The following is a 15,343-nucleotide window of genomic DNA, read 5'->3' as shown; positions in this document are numbered from 1 at the left end:
ATCGAAAAGAAAAAAGCTCCACTTTTATGGAGCCTTTAAATATTAACCTTTCTGATTAGCCTACAATTAGCTTTAAAAGGAATACCAGAAAGCATATATTGATTTCAATCCACGCACTCATATAAATGCGACCATAATTTTAAAAATTGTTTTAACAACAATCTTAAAATTAGATTCTTAATTATTATATCAGATCAAATATAAACTTTTAGCTTAAAATTTAGTTGACGTTATAATTCTATCAGAAATTTTACTAAAGTCTTTTTTTATTTCTAGCATTAAGTCTTTTCTTTTTTGATTATTCTCAGTGGCAAAACCCAATGTAGATCTTTTCGTAATATCACGCAATAAACTTTTCACCTCAACTGAAAGCATCGTTTTATTTTCAATTAAGTATTTATACATATTTACTATATCGGATAATGCTTGATCACTTATTTCACTATTCTTCAACTCTCCCAGAATTATATCTAACTTAGATAATTCATCATACAAAAAAGCATCTTCTAGTTTTTCACTATTTAAAATCTCACTTATAGTAATGAAAATTTTTATTTCGTTATTATATCCCTTCTTAAAACGTGAATCCTGTAGTAAATTCTTAACATTATAAGTCACATAATAAGATTGTTTATCTGTATTTCTAAATAATGTTCTTTTAATAGCCTTAAATCCGACCGTTAAGGTATTTATATTTTTTATTTCATCGGGATCAGTAACGATAATTGGTAAATTAAACTTAGTATATGAATTAGCTTTAAATACTCCATATTGTTCTGTACACGCAAAAAAGGACGATTTTCACTAAGGAATCGCCTTTTTTATTGTAAATATATTTATTTGTAATTCTCTTGAGTTAGATAAAAAATGGACGTCGTGAAGACTTTAAGCCATTGTTTATTGTATTTACATTCCTCTTAGATTAGATAAAGAAACAGCTTTTGCAAACAGCCTGTTTTTATCAGGATCTATTTACATTTCTCATGAGTTAAATAAAGATTTAAAACAAAACGTTTGTTTTCTACTCATAAAATTATATCAAAAGATATCAACTAAGAATAGTAGTTACAAGTAGAAATTTATCAATCTTATTTTTGATGTTTTTTATTAAAATCTCTAATAAATTGTTTTAACTCATCATCGGGTTTAAACTCACCACTCAATTTATATCTAGTGAATATTGGCATGATGTTAGCTCCATCTTCTAGTTAAACTTTTTTGATTAATTTATTTAGATAAATTGCTTATTGAACTTTGAAGTTCCTCAACTTTTTCTACAATTCGTTTTTGTTCTTCTAATGGTGGAAGTGGTACTACCATTTTTGCTAAAAAAGTCGTTCCTACACGTGGCATTTTCATACCATACATAGAATCATTAACCAAATTAACGAAGTATGGTGAAAGCATAGCATATCTTAAATACTGTGGAACTAAAGTACTTAAATCAACTACATTAATTGGCAGCATTTCTGTGGTTGTAAAACCACTAGTTTGAGCTATTTCAACTTTTCGGAGATATGGTCTTAATTTACCATATAAAACTGCATTCTTATTGAAAGAGTATTTATTACTTTTATAAATATCAGTAGATTTCCTTCTTACAATTTCTGAAAAACCACCACCATTTTTTCGTACATCTTTCATATCTACAACCCATGAGTTATCAGGAATAGATGATCCTTTTATAGAGTTAAAATTCCCATATGTAGTAATTTGTTTTAATCTTACCCATTCCCAGCTATCAGGAATATCAAACGGCTTTTCATCATCAGTAATTGCAGGTAACTTCTTGCTCTTCTTAATCTTTCCTTCTTTGACTAATTCGGCTTTTTCATTTTCAATCTTCTTGATTAATTCACTGGCTGGTTCATCACTAGGATTTTGTTTAACCAGCTTACCTTCCATAGCATACTGCAAGACAGATTGTTTTAATTTATCTTCAAATTCATTATCAATCTTTTGAAGACGATTATATGATTCAGCATATTCATCTACCAAAGGCATTAATTTTTCAATTTTTGCTACAATACGTTTTTGTTCTTCTAATGGTGGAATAGGAATAACTAAATTTTTTGACCGAACTATAGTTAAAGTGCCTACTGTGGTCCCCCTATTATCATTTATTATTTTTAACATATATGGGCATTGAACATACCAACTAAGATATTCGGAATTTAAATTACCAAAATTCTTCAGCCATATAATATTTCCATCTTTAAAATAGAACTTCTTATCTTTAGGAACAATATACGGAATTCCTAATGTACCAACACCTGTTAAAAGGATGTCGCCTTCGTTAGGTTTTCCGGATATTTTGATTTTTTTAAGATATGTATCTTCATCAATAAAAATAGGATCTTTTAGCGGTCTATTTTTATTGATACTTACAATTTCTCTAGCTCTATAAAAAGGAATTCCTGAATCTCTCCATTCCTTTTTCATTACCCTCTTGCTAGAAGTAATATCAAAAATATTTCCTAATCTCACCCATTCCCAACTATCAGGAATATTAAATGGCTTTTCCTCATCAGTAATTGCAGACAATTTTCTACTTCTCTTAATTTTACCTTCTTCAATTAATTGATCTTTCTCATTTTCGATCTTCTTAAGCAATTCACTGGCAGGTTCATCATTAGAATCCTGCTTAACCAACTTACCTTCCACTGCATATTGAAGAATTGAAGCTTTTAATTGTTCAGGAGTCATTAGTCATCCTCCTCAAGCAATTGTTTAATAATGGATAATTGTTTATCAATCTTCGCATTTAATTCTTTACGCTCTTTTTGATATTTATCCATCAATTCAAATGGTGGTAGAACTTCTTCAGTCTCTGTAGGAAAACCACACAAATCAAAGTTGTAATTATTCTTAGCTAATTCTTCAGGAGTGTAAGCCTTAGATTTATAGTTACCATCTTCATCTTGAATTTCATGACGATCATTCCACCATTCACGCACAGGATCAAAATGCTCCAACTTCATTGGGCGAGTCTTAGAGAAGTGCTTGTATCCCTTAGGCATATCTAAACGATAGAACCAAGTTTCTTTGGTAGGACCTGTCTTATCAAAGAACAAAATATTAGTGGCAATAGAAGTATATGGACTAAAAATACTACCTGGTAAACGAATAATAGTATGAAGGTTGAAGTCCTTAAGCATACGTTTCTTAATATTAAGCTTTGCACCATCATTACCAAATAAGAAGCCATCTGGCAAAATCACACCGACTTTACCATTATCTTTAATACGATACATGATCAATGCCAAGAACAAGTCAGCAGTTTCACTACTTTGCAAATCTGTAGGGAAATTTTGCTTGATAATAGGCAATTCTGATCCGCCAAATGGAGGATTCATCATAATCAGGTCAAACTTATCTTTATCCGTGTATTCAGTAACTCGCTTTTCGAGTGAGTTACCATGAACAATATCTGGATTATCAACATCATGAAGAAGCAAGTTAGTTACAGCCAAAATATAAGGTTGTCCCTTCTTTTCAATACCAAAAACTGCTTTATTGTACAGTTCTCTATCTTCAACACTATGAACTTGTTTACTCAAGATATTCAAAGCACTAACAAGGAAGCCACCAGTACCACAAGCTAGGTCAGCAATTCTTTGCCCTAATTTAGGCTTCAAAGTTTCTGCAATAAAGTCAGTCAATGCACGAGGAGTATAGAATTCACCAGAACTACCAGCACTTTGAAGTTCTTTCAAGATACTTTCATAGATATCACCAAATAAGTGACGATCCTTAGGGTCAGTGAAGTCAACTTCATTAACTACGTTAACTACTTGGCGCAATAAAACACCATTCTTCATGTAGTTGTTAGCATCAATAAAAGCATCTTTTACAATGGCCTTGCTAATAGGAGTTTCATTAGTTACAGTGATGTTCTTCAACGTAGGCAATAATTTATTGTTAACAAAGTCTAGTAATTCATCACTAGTTAAAGCTTTACCATCTTTATTGTCTTCAGCCCATTCACGCCAGTGCATCCCTTCCGGAATAATTGATTCATAATCATCTTGATCAATCTCCCAAATTTGTTCTCTATCGTCATAAACTTTCAAGAACAAAATCCAAGATAATTGTTCAATTCGCTGTGCATCACCGTTGATACCTGGATCATTACGCATGATATCTCTTATTCTTTTAACAAATTGAGTAGTCGTACCTGCCATTTAATAAAAACTCCCTAGCTATAAATTTTCTCTTTAATTTCTTTAATAGTATTCTCGTAATTCTTCTTACCGCCAAAGGTCAAAATAATCTTAACGGCACCACCATATTTTTCAAATTCAGGTAAACTTAATACCTTATTACTTTCCAAATCAGTAATTCCATCATCTTTATATTTTTCTAGTAAAGCATCAAGAATCTCCCTAGCAGCACCTTGGTATTTATCAAGAATACCTGACTTTTTAACATTCTTAATTCTCTCTGACTTAGTCAGTGGTTTTTGATTGTATGCAAGATGAATCATGAGATCAAATGGATCCATGTCCCTGATACCCTTTTGCTTGATGATTTCCTTATAGAGAATGCCATGCTTTTCCATCTCATCAAGCAGCACTTGTTTCTTATCAGCTTTATTCCAAGCTTGAAGGAAATTATCCAATGTAGCATATGCACCAAGAATATTCTTCTTAGTGTAGTCAACCAGAGAAGTGGTGATTAGGTTACCATGTTCATCTAAGAATTGAGTTTCAGCATTTGAAACCTTTACATTACGATTTACTTCATATTTTTGCTTAGCAGAATCTGATACACCAGAATGATGAGATTTGTGAGAGCTTATGCCTTTATTACCATCAATTATCTCAATTGGTTCACCATCAAATGCTGGATCAGCAAATAACCTTGATACACCACGGAAATCAATAATAGTGAAGTAACTCTTACCATGATCAGTATCTAATCGAGTACCACGACCGATGATTTGCTTGAATTCTGTCATGGAATTAATATTTGAATCTAACACAATAGTTTTACAAGTTTTTACGTTAACACCGGTAGTCAACAATTTAGAAGTCGTGACTATTGTAGGTACCTTACTTGTAACGTCTTCAAAATTATCTAATTGTGCTTTACCTGTATTATCATCACCAGTAATTCTCATAACGTAACGTGAATCTTGAGCAACTAAATCGGAATTTTCATTCACGAAAGCCTGACGCATTCTTTCAGCGTGTTCAATATCTTCACAAAAGACAATAGTTTTATCCCAACGTCGATCATTGTCCTTCATATATTTACTTACATATTTAGCAACCATTTCAGTACGTTCATCAATGACTAAGCTTTTATCAAAGTCACGTGTTGTGTATAACTGCTTATCGAACTCGCGACCATGCTTGTCTCTCTCACCTTTGAGTGGACGAAAGCCGTTAATATCTACATTGAAGTTAACTCTGATAACTTTATATGGGGCTAAGAAACCATCTTCAATACCTTGTTTAAGTGAATATGTGTAAACTGGATCGCCAAAGTATTGAATATTTGAAGCTTCTTTATCATTCTTAGGAGTAGCAGTCATACCTAAATGAGTTACATTAGGACCATCAAAATAATTCAAGATCTTACGCCATTGGCTATCAGCTTTAGCAGAACCACGGTGTGCTTCGTCGATTACAACCAAATCAAAGAAATCTGGCTTAAGTTGTCTAAATGGTTCATGTCCAATATCTTCATCTCTGCCTGCTAATTGTTGATATAGAGCGAATTGAATTGGATATGAACTATCCATATGTCCATCTTGAACTTTAGTTATCTTGTCACTTAATGGATTAAAGTCACCTATTCTTGCCTGATCAACCAAGATATTACGGTCAGCTAAATAAAGGACTCTATGCTTAATCCCAGCTTTTAACAAACGATAGACAATTTGAAAAGCAGTGTAAGTTTTACCCGTACCAGTAGCCATAACCAATAAGGCACGACGTTCGCCATTAGCAATCTTTTCTACTACACGGTTAATAGCATTTTGTTGGTAATAACGTGGTGAATAAGTATCTCTGGATGAATAATATGGTTCATTAATTACTTTGATTTCTTTGTCGGAAATTTTCTTTTCCTTAACATATCTCTTCCAAAGTTCTTCTTTAGTTGGGAACTCATCAAGAGTCAAAGTCCTTTCTTTTCCTGTCAGCATATCATGCTCAACAAATGCATCCCCATTGGAAGAATAAGCAAATGGAACTTGTAAATCTCTGGCATATCCCATACCTTGCTGCAACCCTGCACTTGGTAATGCATGCTTCTTTCTATCCTTGGCTTCAATCACTGCGATTGGATAATTAGGCTTGTATAAGAGTAAGTAGTCTACTTTCTTACCATTTCCACGTTTGGCTACATCATCTACAACATTGATTTGACCATCCGTGTAGTAATATTCCATCAAAGAATCTTTTTTCTTCCAACCTGCTGTTTCAAAAATAGCAGGTGAAATATATCTGTTCTTGATATCCTCCTCCGTTAAATTCATTTTTTCAGGATCCATATCATTCACCTCATTTAGTTAGGATTTGATTCATCAAAAATCACTTTTAGTTCTATTATCGTAGAAAAAGCGCTACAACTCAATATTCCTGCTACTGAAAAAGCCCTTAGTTTTCACTAAGAGCTTTCACTTTATTCAAAAATACAATCTAACAAATGATTTCCGAAATTTGTTGGATGAATTACACCAGGAATTATTTTAATGTAATACTTACCACCTTTGTCTTTATTTCTTAAATAATCATCAAGTAATTCATATTTATTCTGAAATTCTTTTTCCGCAATAGCCAAAAATTCTTCTTGTTTAATTATGCCTAATGATTGTAGTACATCAACAGATTCTATTGGTACTCTTTTTATTTCATCACCTTCATTGCAGAGAAAGGGATCTGAAGCATCTTGGAAACTACTTCCCGTTACATCATAAGTATGGCGTGATTTTGCAATGGGAAAGCTTCGTCCCTCTTGATTATTTAATTCCTGCAAGAAAACGGCATCTTTAAATCCTATTTGAGATAAAACTGTAGCATATCTAGGTGTGATATCTTCGTTCTTTTGGTTGTTAACCCCAGAAGCTAATAAACTAGAAAACATATCTTGCAGTAAGTCATTACTTATTTGATATCGTGATTCCTCTAAAGCTTTAAGTGCCAAGCCTGGTTTATCGAAGTCTCGATCTTCTTCTGGTATATTGTTGACCTTATTAGCAATTTTATCAGCAAATTTAGCAAGTTTTTGTTTTTCAATAACGTTTAATGTTAATAACGGAGAAAATAACATTGATAATAGCGCGCCAATTCCTTTACCCACTTCATTTGCTGCGGGGTTAAATAGTAGTTCTCTTGTTGATTCAGGAATAAGATCTTTGATTGCTTCTAATGTAATAGGATCAAGCATAAATATCCTTTCTAGTTACTCTTAGATAACTTTTTATTAATTATTACTCTACAGATAAAGTTGTTATCTTTTGCAAATAACGGAAAACTTTTCATTTAATCAATTAATTAAATAAGTATTTTTTATTCATCTTCTTTGGATGTGGACTTATATAATACACTACTTGAATAATAGTCATTGTACATATCAGATATACCGTCTAACAAAAGATCACAAAGATTCTTTTGTGTTTTACCAGTATTATGATGATCTACAGAATTTCGTGCCATATATAGTAAATTAATAAAAGTAGCCTGTCTTGAGGTAATTTTAATGGGATTTTTTGTAAATAATCTCACATAATCCTGAGCAGTTGGATTTTTTGGAAATCCATGAAATATTCCTCTGTTTTTTTCATTTCTAAAACCATTCTTATCATAGTTTGTAAGAATAATTAACATTAAGTGCTCTAAGCAACTGCCTAGACCTGTAGCACATAAAAACCACTTTTCATTCTCGTAAGCAAAAAGGCATTGATTAAATTCATCTTCAAACTGACTATCATTTAAGCTCTCTAACATGTCTTTAAAATGATATCTATCGATAAAGAATCTTTGCTTTGTATTAGGAAAATCTGGAAAAGCCTCCACTAGTGTGGAATTTTCTTCCGCTTCTTGAGTCCTATCATACTCTTGATCTACCCACTTTTGTGCCCAATTTTCGAATAAGAAGTCGCCTTCTTCTTCTACTTTTTTAACATAACTAAAATTAGCAGAAGGAGTAATTATATTCGAACCTATAGATTTATTCAACAAATTATGACTATTTAACCATAAAAGCTTTTTTACAGGTAAACCATCGTCAATTCTAAAAAATTTAGGATCTTCAGTATTATTTGTTAGATCTAATATTATTAATTTATTCTTTTCATCGCTATTTTTAGTGGCAAAAAAGATTGTATAAAACTTATAGCCCGGCTCTGCAGTAAAAACTTTAATAGCATAAATAGTAACAGTTTTATTTTCCGTCCATGAAAACCTAGTTAATTCATCGTTAGGTACATGATAGATACCAACTCTCTTTAGATATGCTTGATGCAGCTTATTAATAAATTGATCATTAAAGTTTGATTCCAAATTGCTCATTTGAACCTCCTAAAAAATAAAAGCTCCTAGCTACACGAGCTAAGAGCTTTATTAATTTCAAACACTATCCAAAGGTATTATATCATAAATTCATTATCAGAATTATTTCAATTCTTCACATGGATTTTATCTTACATTCTTAAACCATCTGGCATCATTTTTTAAAACGGTCCAATAACGTCCACCAATCACAAATTGCCATAGATAATGAGTACCTGGACAGCGCAGTCTTAAATATGTCCCTTTCCTAATAGGTGTTTTATGAATAAATTTCATTTGATACATAGCAGCACCTCTAGGCACATATGGCCTATATCTATAGACCTTCTCAGTAGTTTTTACAGTATGCCACTTTTCAGAATACTTACTTACGGCTTGAACTGGTTGAGCAGTCGAAACACTCACGCCGGCAAATGTTAAACAAATCAACGCCAGCAACATCGTTATTTTCTTCATAATATTCTTTTCTCCTTTACTCCCAATACAAGCCTATTATAAAAGAGAAAATTTAGTATGACCTATAATGTTATTAACTTATCAAAAAAGCCCTTAGTTTTCACAACTAAGAGCTTTTTAATAATCTTCAAAACCTCCACTTACGTGGAGAACACTAATTACTCGTTCTTCTATTAAAAGTCGCTTCAGGATCACCTCCACTTACGTGGAGAAAATCTATCATCGATCCCATCGCCATGACCAAGTGTTCGTATCAATTATACCAGATTTCAACCAAAACAAAAAAGCCCCAACTGGGACTTTCTTCTCACGTCTAATCTCTCAAAGCACGATTGCCAATATCATGGCGGTAGAAGCAATCTGGCAGATCAAGCTTACTCAAATAAGAATACACATTATCCTGCGCCTGGACTAGATTGTCGGCTTCCAAAATTACCATGAACAGGCGGCCACCATCACCTATCAGATTATCCAAATTACCTTTCACGTTGGCATAATCGATATAAGTATTAGTGCCGTGAGGCAACTTGCCGATCTTCACATTAGGTGCCGGATGCGTTGGATAGCCTTTGCTGCAGACAACTACGCCTAACACTGACTGATCGTTTTCTTCAATCTCAGGCAATTTCTCATGATTTACCGCTGCATCGATCACTTCTGCAAAATCATTTTTAATTCGAGGTAAGACAACTTGAGTTTCAGGGTCACCCAAGCGAACGTTATATTCAATGACCTTTGGACCATTCTCCGTCATCATTAAACCGATGTACAAAATACCGCAATAATGGTAGTTTCCTTGAACCAATCCATTCATCGTTGGCTTCACGATCTCGTCGATCATTCTTTGACGATCTTCTTTTTTCAGTTGTGGCAAAGGAGAATATGATCCCATACCACCGGTATTTGGACCCTTGTCGCCATCGCCAACTCGCTTATGGTCTTGCGCCATTGGCAAAATGGTGAATTGGTCCTCCGAATCAACCACGAACATTGAGTATTCAGGACCAACTAAGCATTCCTCAAGGACGACAGCAGTTTGGCCACCAGCAAACATTTCTCTGATCGTTTCTTCAGCGACGTCTTGGTTCTGAGCAATGGTTACACCTTTACCACCAGCTAAACCATCTTCTTTGATCACCACTGGATAATCGAAGTTCTTCAAACCTGCAATACAAGTTTCAGCACTGGCATAAGTTTCATAGCGAGCCGTTGGAATATTGTATTTGCTCATGAAGCGCAATGCATAATCTTTTGAGCCTTCTAATTGTGCCGCTCTTTGGTTAGGGCCGAAAATCTTTTGTCCTGCCTTTTCAAATTTATCAGTAATGCCAGCACAAAGGACATTTTCTGGACCAACAAATGTCCAATCGACCTTTTTATTTTTACCACCATCACGTGCAATAAACTCACGGATCAATTCAGTACTATCACCAAACCATATCCACCTTCAAAAAGGAATGGTGCAATCTCCTTGTTAGAAAACTCGCCACCATATTCAAGTAGGAATGCCTTCATTGGCTGACTCAAATCAGGTAACTGCATCTCAAGCTCTGGTGGATCATTTTGAATTCTTTCACAGTTAGCGCGATTGAGCGTTTTACGGTAATTTGCTGGATAAGGATTTCTTAAAGTAATTTCTAAAGTATCAGCACCGGTTTCACGCGTAATTTTACTTGCGAGCAACTTAGTTGAACCGGAACACAACCAAAAGATAATGATGCTTTTGGCATCTTTAGTTAATTTTCTAACTGGTTGACCATCACGATTAGTATCTTGGCCATCGGATGGAGTGCCATAACCATTCTCCCAATCATAGCCATGTCTTTCTAATTGATTTGTGCGAATATCTTCACCATTAATTTGTCCAACAACTGAACCTAAATCTGAATAAGTACGACCAAACATAATTTTCTTTCCCCTCTTGTTCTCATTGTTACTACAAGTATAAGGCGAGCAAGAGAGTGTTAAAATTATTTAATGTTGATGCTGGTATACGTTAAAAGTATAAAAAAGCTCAATCCTCATTTGAGAATTGAGCTAATTTTTATTCATCTTTCTTATCGTCGCTTGCATCCCACACCTTTTTCAAAACGGGAACCTTACCCAAGTCAGTCATTTCATCCTTGCCAACCACGATTAAGTTGTTAGGACCTTGAGCTAATTGGTTAAAGCTGTCTAAACTCTGGTTTCTGAAGTATCCTTCGCCGGCCTTTGACAAAGCTTCTTGCATCTTTTGTACACGATAAGCATCGGCATCAGCCTGCGTCTTAACAGCTTCAGCGTTGGCCTTAGCAGTAGCAACCAAAGCATCGTTCTTAGCCTTAGTGGTCATTTCAATGGTACGAGCTTCACCTTCGGCCTTAGCGATTGCGGCAGTCTTTTCACGGTCGGCAGTAAGTTGTTTGTCCATGGCACGTTGAATTTCAGCACTTGGTAGAAGTTCATCAACGTTGACACGAACGACCTTGATACCGTAGATATCAGTCAGGTCACCAGTTGCAGTGAAAAGTTGATCGTTAATTTCCTTAGTTGAGCCAAGGGCTGCGTTCAAATCCATACGACCAATAATGTCACGCAAGTGACCACGGATTAATTGCACCATTGATTCAACTGAGTCGGTGTTGTTGTAGAAGTAACGGTATGAATCAGTGACCAAGTAGTTCAAAGTTAAACTAGTAGAAATTTCAGCGTTATCTTTGGTAATGATTGAGTACTTAGAAATTTCAAGTGGTTGAAGTGCTAATGGAACTTTGCGAATTCTTTGGAAAAGTGGCCAGACAAAGATAAATCCAGCTTTTACTGTCTTAGAATACTTACCCAAGGTTTCAACCAGACCTTCATTATTTTGTGGAACGATTCTAAAACCACAACAAACATACACAATAACTAAAACAACAATAATGCCAATAATAATTCTTACCATCATAATTTTTACCTCAAAACTTAGTTGTCTTTCTTTTCATTCTTTTCCGCATCAAGCCTCTTGGCGACATCTCCAAGCAAATCTTCCCTTCCGGTCAATGTGTTCAGGCGCTCGTCAAGCAGTTTGGCGTATTCATATTTATTCATTTGATCCAAATTATCCCATGCATTTGGAATCTCTACTCTGAAAGGAATACCATTATGAAGAATAATCTGATCATAGAACATGTTAATTGCCGTAGCTGAATTTAACCCCAGCTTTTTCAGAATAGCTTCTGCCTTTTCCTTCTTTTCTGGATTCATTCTGACATAAAGTCCTGTTGTTTTTTCTGCCATAATTTTTACTCCTTTCTGAATTTGATACTATTATATATCGTTCGCATATAAATTGCATATATTTTTGTTATTTTGAATTAATCGATCTTAATAGCTAAAAATAGATTTGGTTTTCAGAGTATACTTATATTTATAGAAAGTGAAAATGAAGGAAACAACAATGAAAACTAACAGAAATTCAAAGATTAAGAAAAACAAGTCTAACTTTTGGGATACTCTTCCTCAAATTAATAACAAAGAAAAAAGACAAGAAATTGAAGAGTTAGGTTATAATCTTTCCGAACAACGTGCTGTTGGTAAAGAAAGAATTACTGATTAATATGAAATAAAAAGTGCTGATAGTCTTCATAAACAAAGACACATCAGCACTTTTTTACTTGGTTTAATTTTTATTATTCTACAAATCAGTAATATGGAAAATTTGGTTTTCCAAAGTTCTTAATTTATATTCTCCACCCTTAATGTACTTTTGGTGGTAAGCCACAGTTAAGTAAATATCATTTGCGGCATTAACATGGATACTTTCCATTTCACTGTAACGATCTGGTAAATCAATACCATCAACCATAGCTACTTGCCAGTTATCACTGTTTGTTTCACCCCATGGGAACTTAACAATCTTACGTGACCAAGTAGTTACTTCACCAGTTTCATGGTTAATCTTTGGTGACAATTGGTTAGAAATATAGATATTCTTGTCATCATCAATAGCATAGCCTTGAACTGAATCAATCATTTGTAGCGTTTCTTCATCTGGAGCGACACTTGGATTATCGAAGTTGTCGATGTGGAAAGCACTCAAGCAATGTAAATCAGTGATTGGCGTGTTCTTAGTGCCATTTTCATTCAACTTTTGGTTTACTTCATTTAAGTCAAACAAACCAAAGTGACCTGAACCATCATCCCAAATTGAAGCAATCATGAAGTACTTGCCATTTGGTGAAACTGAAGCTTCTACTCTGTGCAAGTGATCATGACCATCATAAGGAACGTCGGTTACGTGATTCAAGTGTGACAAACGTGGAAGTTGTGTATTTGAAGTATATCTTTCTGGTAAAAGTCTTGGGTACTTTACTCGTGCAATTTGAGTAGTCCAGTTGCCTGAATTTGGTTTAGCACCTACGAAATATTCATCCTTGTCATTAGCTGGTACCCAGGTTTGCGTGTGGCCAAAGCCCATCATTACTAAGTGTGGATCAGTATAATCGATGTTCTTGGTTAAACCTTCATGTTTTCTATAAACCAACACATCATGTGCACTGTGAAGAAGTTGCAAGGCAAAAACATGATCACCATTTACTACACCAACTTGTGCTACAACATGGTGCATCCCATTCAAGCGATAAACCAAATGAGGTGTAATACTTTTAACCATTCTTATTTATCTTCTTTCTTTATATCTATTCATTTTCACTTATACACAAATTATATCCTACCATCAAAAAATAGATTGACTTTATGCCGATAACTTCCAATAATTAGAGTAAATTTTTCTTGGAGGGAAAATTATGAAAAGAAGAACAACACTTTTATTGTCGAGTGCAGTAACCATTGCGGCATTATTTAGCTTCAACTCAAAAGTTCAAGCTGCGGCTGATCCTACGATCAAGGCAACAAATTACAACATGATCGTGAAGTTGGACACTCGCAAGAATCAATTAACAGAAAAAGTTACCATGCACGTTGTTAATAACGGCAATGAACCTGTTAGAAATTTATTGGTTAGAAATATTGCTAGCGGCGTGTTGAAATACGACCACAAGAATTTTGAGGCTACAAGAAATGCGACAACTTCAGTTAAAAGCATTTCATCAGATGGTCAAAAGCTTTCTTACACTACCGGTAAAGACAAGAGCAATTTATTTGTTAACAAAAGTCTAAATACAGGTGAATCTACTGATTTAACTGTCAACGTAGTTACCGGTGTACCTAAGAGACAAGATCGTTTTGGCTACCAAAATATCAACGGCGGTAAGGTTTATAACCTGTCATTCTGTTTCCCATACTTAAGCGATTATCGCAACGGTAAGTGGAATTATCACCCATACTACGATGCTGGTGAAAACCACAACAGTGCTGTAAGCAACTTCCACGTTAGTTTCTTTGCACCTAAGAGCTACAAGGTTGCAGCTTCTGGTCAAAATACCACTAAGAATGGTAAAACCACAATTGTTGCCAACAACATGCGTGAAGTCGGCATCACAGCTTCCAACAAATTCAAGGTTGATCACGCTTATGCAAACGGCGTAAGAATCAACGACTACTACCTTGCAAGCAAAAACAGCAAGCAATACAACAAGCTAGCTTTAATGACTGCTCAAGACAGTTTCCACATTTTTACCAAAAAGATCGGCAAATATCCTTACAAAGAAATTGATATTACTGAAGGTTTACTTGGCAAAGACACCGGCGGTATGGAATATCCTGGTTTGATTATGATCGACGCTAGTGGCTTTTTACAAAAGAAGCACCCACTTGATAGATATAATGAATTAACTGAAGATGTTTCTCACGAAGTTGGTCACCAATGGTTCTACGGCACTGTCGGCAGCGACGAATACATGGAACCTTGGCTTGACGAAGGTCTTACCAACTTCCTTGAAAATGGCGTTTACGGTTTGACCTACACTAAGAGTAAGGCCTACTGTGCTAAACTGATGCACAGTAAGTTCTACACTCGTAAGAACGTCAAGCGTGCTAACAAGATCTTAAAAGAAAATGCTAACCAATTCATTAATAAGAATCAAAAGGCCAACTACATCAACTACCCTGTTAATAATCCACCAAAAGGTGTTGATACTGAAAACATGGCTTACGAACTTGGTATGGATTTCCCTGCTGTTTTAAAAGTAGCCATGGGTGAAAATAAGTTTTTTGATGCTTTACACGATTACTACCAAACTTACTACTTGAAGCAAGCAACCACGCAAGACTTCTTGAACATTATCCGCAAGTACGATAATTCAAAGAAGGTTAACAACGTGATCAATAAATTTATTGATCCTAAGTACTTAAGTGAATAAAATCAAATAACCCCGAAAATGTTTGAATTTCGAGGTTATTTTTATAGTCTCATAAGTGCTAAAATCAACTTAATGGATTATTAC

The 15,343-nt window shown here is 34.6% G+C and carries 13 protein-coding genes and 1 pseudogene; 2 read left to right on the top strand and 12 right to left on the bottom strand.

What is annotated here, in order from left to right; genetic code table 11:
- Positions 1-213: 213 nt before the first annotated feature.
- The 11 genes and pseudogenes from CP352_RS03975 to CP352_RS03930 form a co-directional block, all read right to left on the bottom strand.
- Entirely contained in the window at positions 214-618 is a 405-nt protein-coding gene (locus CP352_RS03975) for a hypothetical protein (RefSeq protein ID WP_089150071.1), read from the bottom strand.
- Positions 619-1,227: 609 nt separating this feature from the next.
- Positions 1,228-2,706 (bottom strand): restriction endonuclease subunit S, encoded by a 1,479-nt coding sequence (locus tag CP352_RS03970; RefSeq protein WP_098034874.1) that lies wholly within the window; start codon positions 2,704-2,706, stop codon positions 1,228-1,230.
- Positions 2,706-4,184 carry a class I SAM-dependent DNA methyltransferase gene (locus CP352_RS03965; protein ID WP_098034873.1) on the bottom strand — a complete coding sequence of 493 codons (1,479 nt, stop codon included), beginning with the start codon at positions 4,182-4,184 and terminating at the stop codon, positions 2,706-2,708. The genes CP352_RS03970 and CP352_RS03965 overlap by 1 nt, the downstream gene beginning before the upstream one ends.
- A 14-nt stretch (positions 4,185-4,198) precedes the next feature.
- Positions 4,199-6,502, bottom strand: a complete 2,304-nt coding sequence (gene hsdR / locus CP352_RS03960) for an EcoAI/FtnUII family type I restriction enzme subunit R (protein ID WP_098034872.1) — start codon at positions 6,500-6,502, stop codon at positions 4,199-4,201.
- Between the two features lie 131 nt (positions 6,503-6,633).
- Positions 6,634-7,398 carry a DUF4393 domain-containing protein gene (locus tag CP352_RS03955; RefSeq protein WP_089147450.1) on the bottom strand — a complete coding sequence of 255 codons (765 nt, stop codon included), beginning with the start codon at positions 7,396-7,398 and terminating at the stop codon, positions 6,634-6,636.
- A 122-nt stretch (positions 7,399-7,520) separates the two neighbouring features.
- Positions 7,521-8,522 (bottom strand): hypothetical protein, encoded by a 1,002-nt coding sequence (locus CP352_RS03950; RefSeq protein WP_098034871.1) that lies wholly within the window; start codon positions 8,520-8,522, stop codon positions 7,521-7,523.
- A gap of 126 nt (positions 8,523-8,648) precedes the next feature.
- Positions 8,649-8,978, bottom strand: a complete 330-nt coding sequence (locus CP352_RS03945) for a hypothetical protein (RefSeq protein WP_089147537.1) — start codon at positions 8,976-8,978, stop codon at positions 8,649-8,651.
- 313 nt (positions 8,979-9,291) lie between these two features.
- Positions 9,292-10,362, bottom strand: a pseudogene (purD, locus tag CP352_RS03940) (phosphoribosylamine--glycine ligase); the annotation flags it as partial.
- Between the two features lie 29 nt (positions 10,363-10,391).
- Positions 10,392-10,883, bottom strand: coding sequence for a flavodoxin (locus CP352_RS11285; RefSeq protein ID WP_233186907.1), 492 nt, complete (start codon positions 10,881-10,883; stop codon positions 10,392-10,394).
- Positions 10,884-11,022: 139 nt separating this feature from the next.
- Positions 11,023-11,904: an SPFH domain-containing protein gene (locus tag CP352_RS03935; RefSeq protein WP_089145524.1), complete on the bottom strand. Its 882-nt coding sequence runs from the start codon at positions 11,902-11,904 to the stop codon at positions 11,023-11,025.
- Between the two features lie 17 nt (positions 11,905-11,921).
- Complete coding sequence (locus tag CP352_RS03930) at positions 11,922-12,236, bottom strand: type II toxin-antitoxin system RelB/DinJ family antitoxin (RefSeq protein ID WP_025005298.1); 315 nt, start codon at positions 12,234-12,236, stop codon at positions 11,922-11,924.
- A gap of 160 nt (positions 12,237-12,396) precedes the next feature.
- Between CP352_RS03930 and CP352_RS11120 the strand changes: the two genes are divergently transcribed.
- Positions 12,397-12,555, top strand: a complete 159-nt coding sequence (locus CP352_RS11120) for a hypothetical protein (RefSeq protein ID WP_164480614.1) — start codon at positions 12,397-12,399, stop codon at positions 12,553-12,555.
- Between the two features lie 78 nt (positions 12,556-12,633).
- On the opposite strand, the gene CP352_RS03925 is transcribed toward CP352_RS11120, so the two are convergent.
- On the bottom strand, positions 12,634-13,611 hold the full coding sequence (locus tag CP352_RS03925; RefSeq protein ID WP_089145415.1) for a class III bacteriocin: 978 nt from the start codon (positions 13,609-13,611) through the stop codon (positions 12,634-12,636).
- 133 nt (positions 13,612-13,744) lie between these two features.
- On the opposite strand from CP352_RS03925, the gene CP352_RS03920 reads away from it, so the two are divergent.
- Positions 13,745-15,259: a M1 family metallopeptidase gene (locus tag CP352_RS03920; RefSeq protein WP_089145416.1), complete on the top strand. Its 1,515-nt coding sequence runs from the start codon at positions 13,745-13,747 to the stop codon at positions 15,257-15,259.
- The last annotated feature ends 84 nt before the right edge of the window (positions 15,260-15,343 follow it).

Source organism: Lactobacillus sp. UMNPBX1, assembly GCF_002554085.1.
GTDB classification, from domain to species: Bacteria; Bacillota; Bacilli; order Lactobacillales; family Lactobacillaceae; genus Lactobacillus; species Lactobacillus crispatus.
Note: the sequence above shows the minus strand (reverse complement) of the source record. Positions and strands in the feature narration are given on the sequence as shown.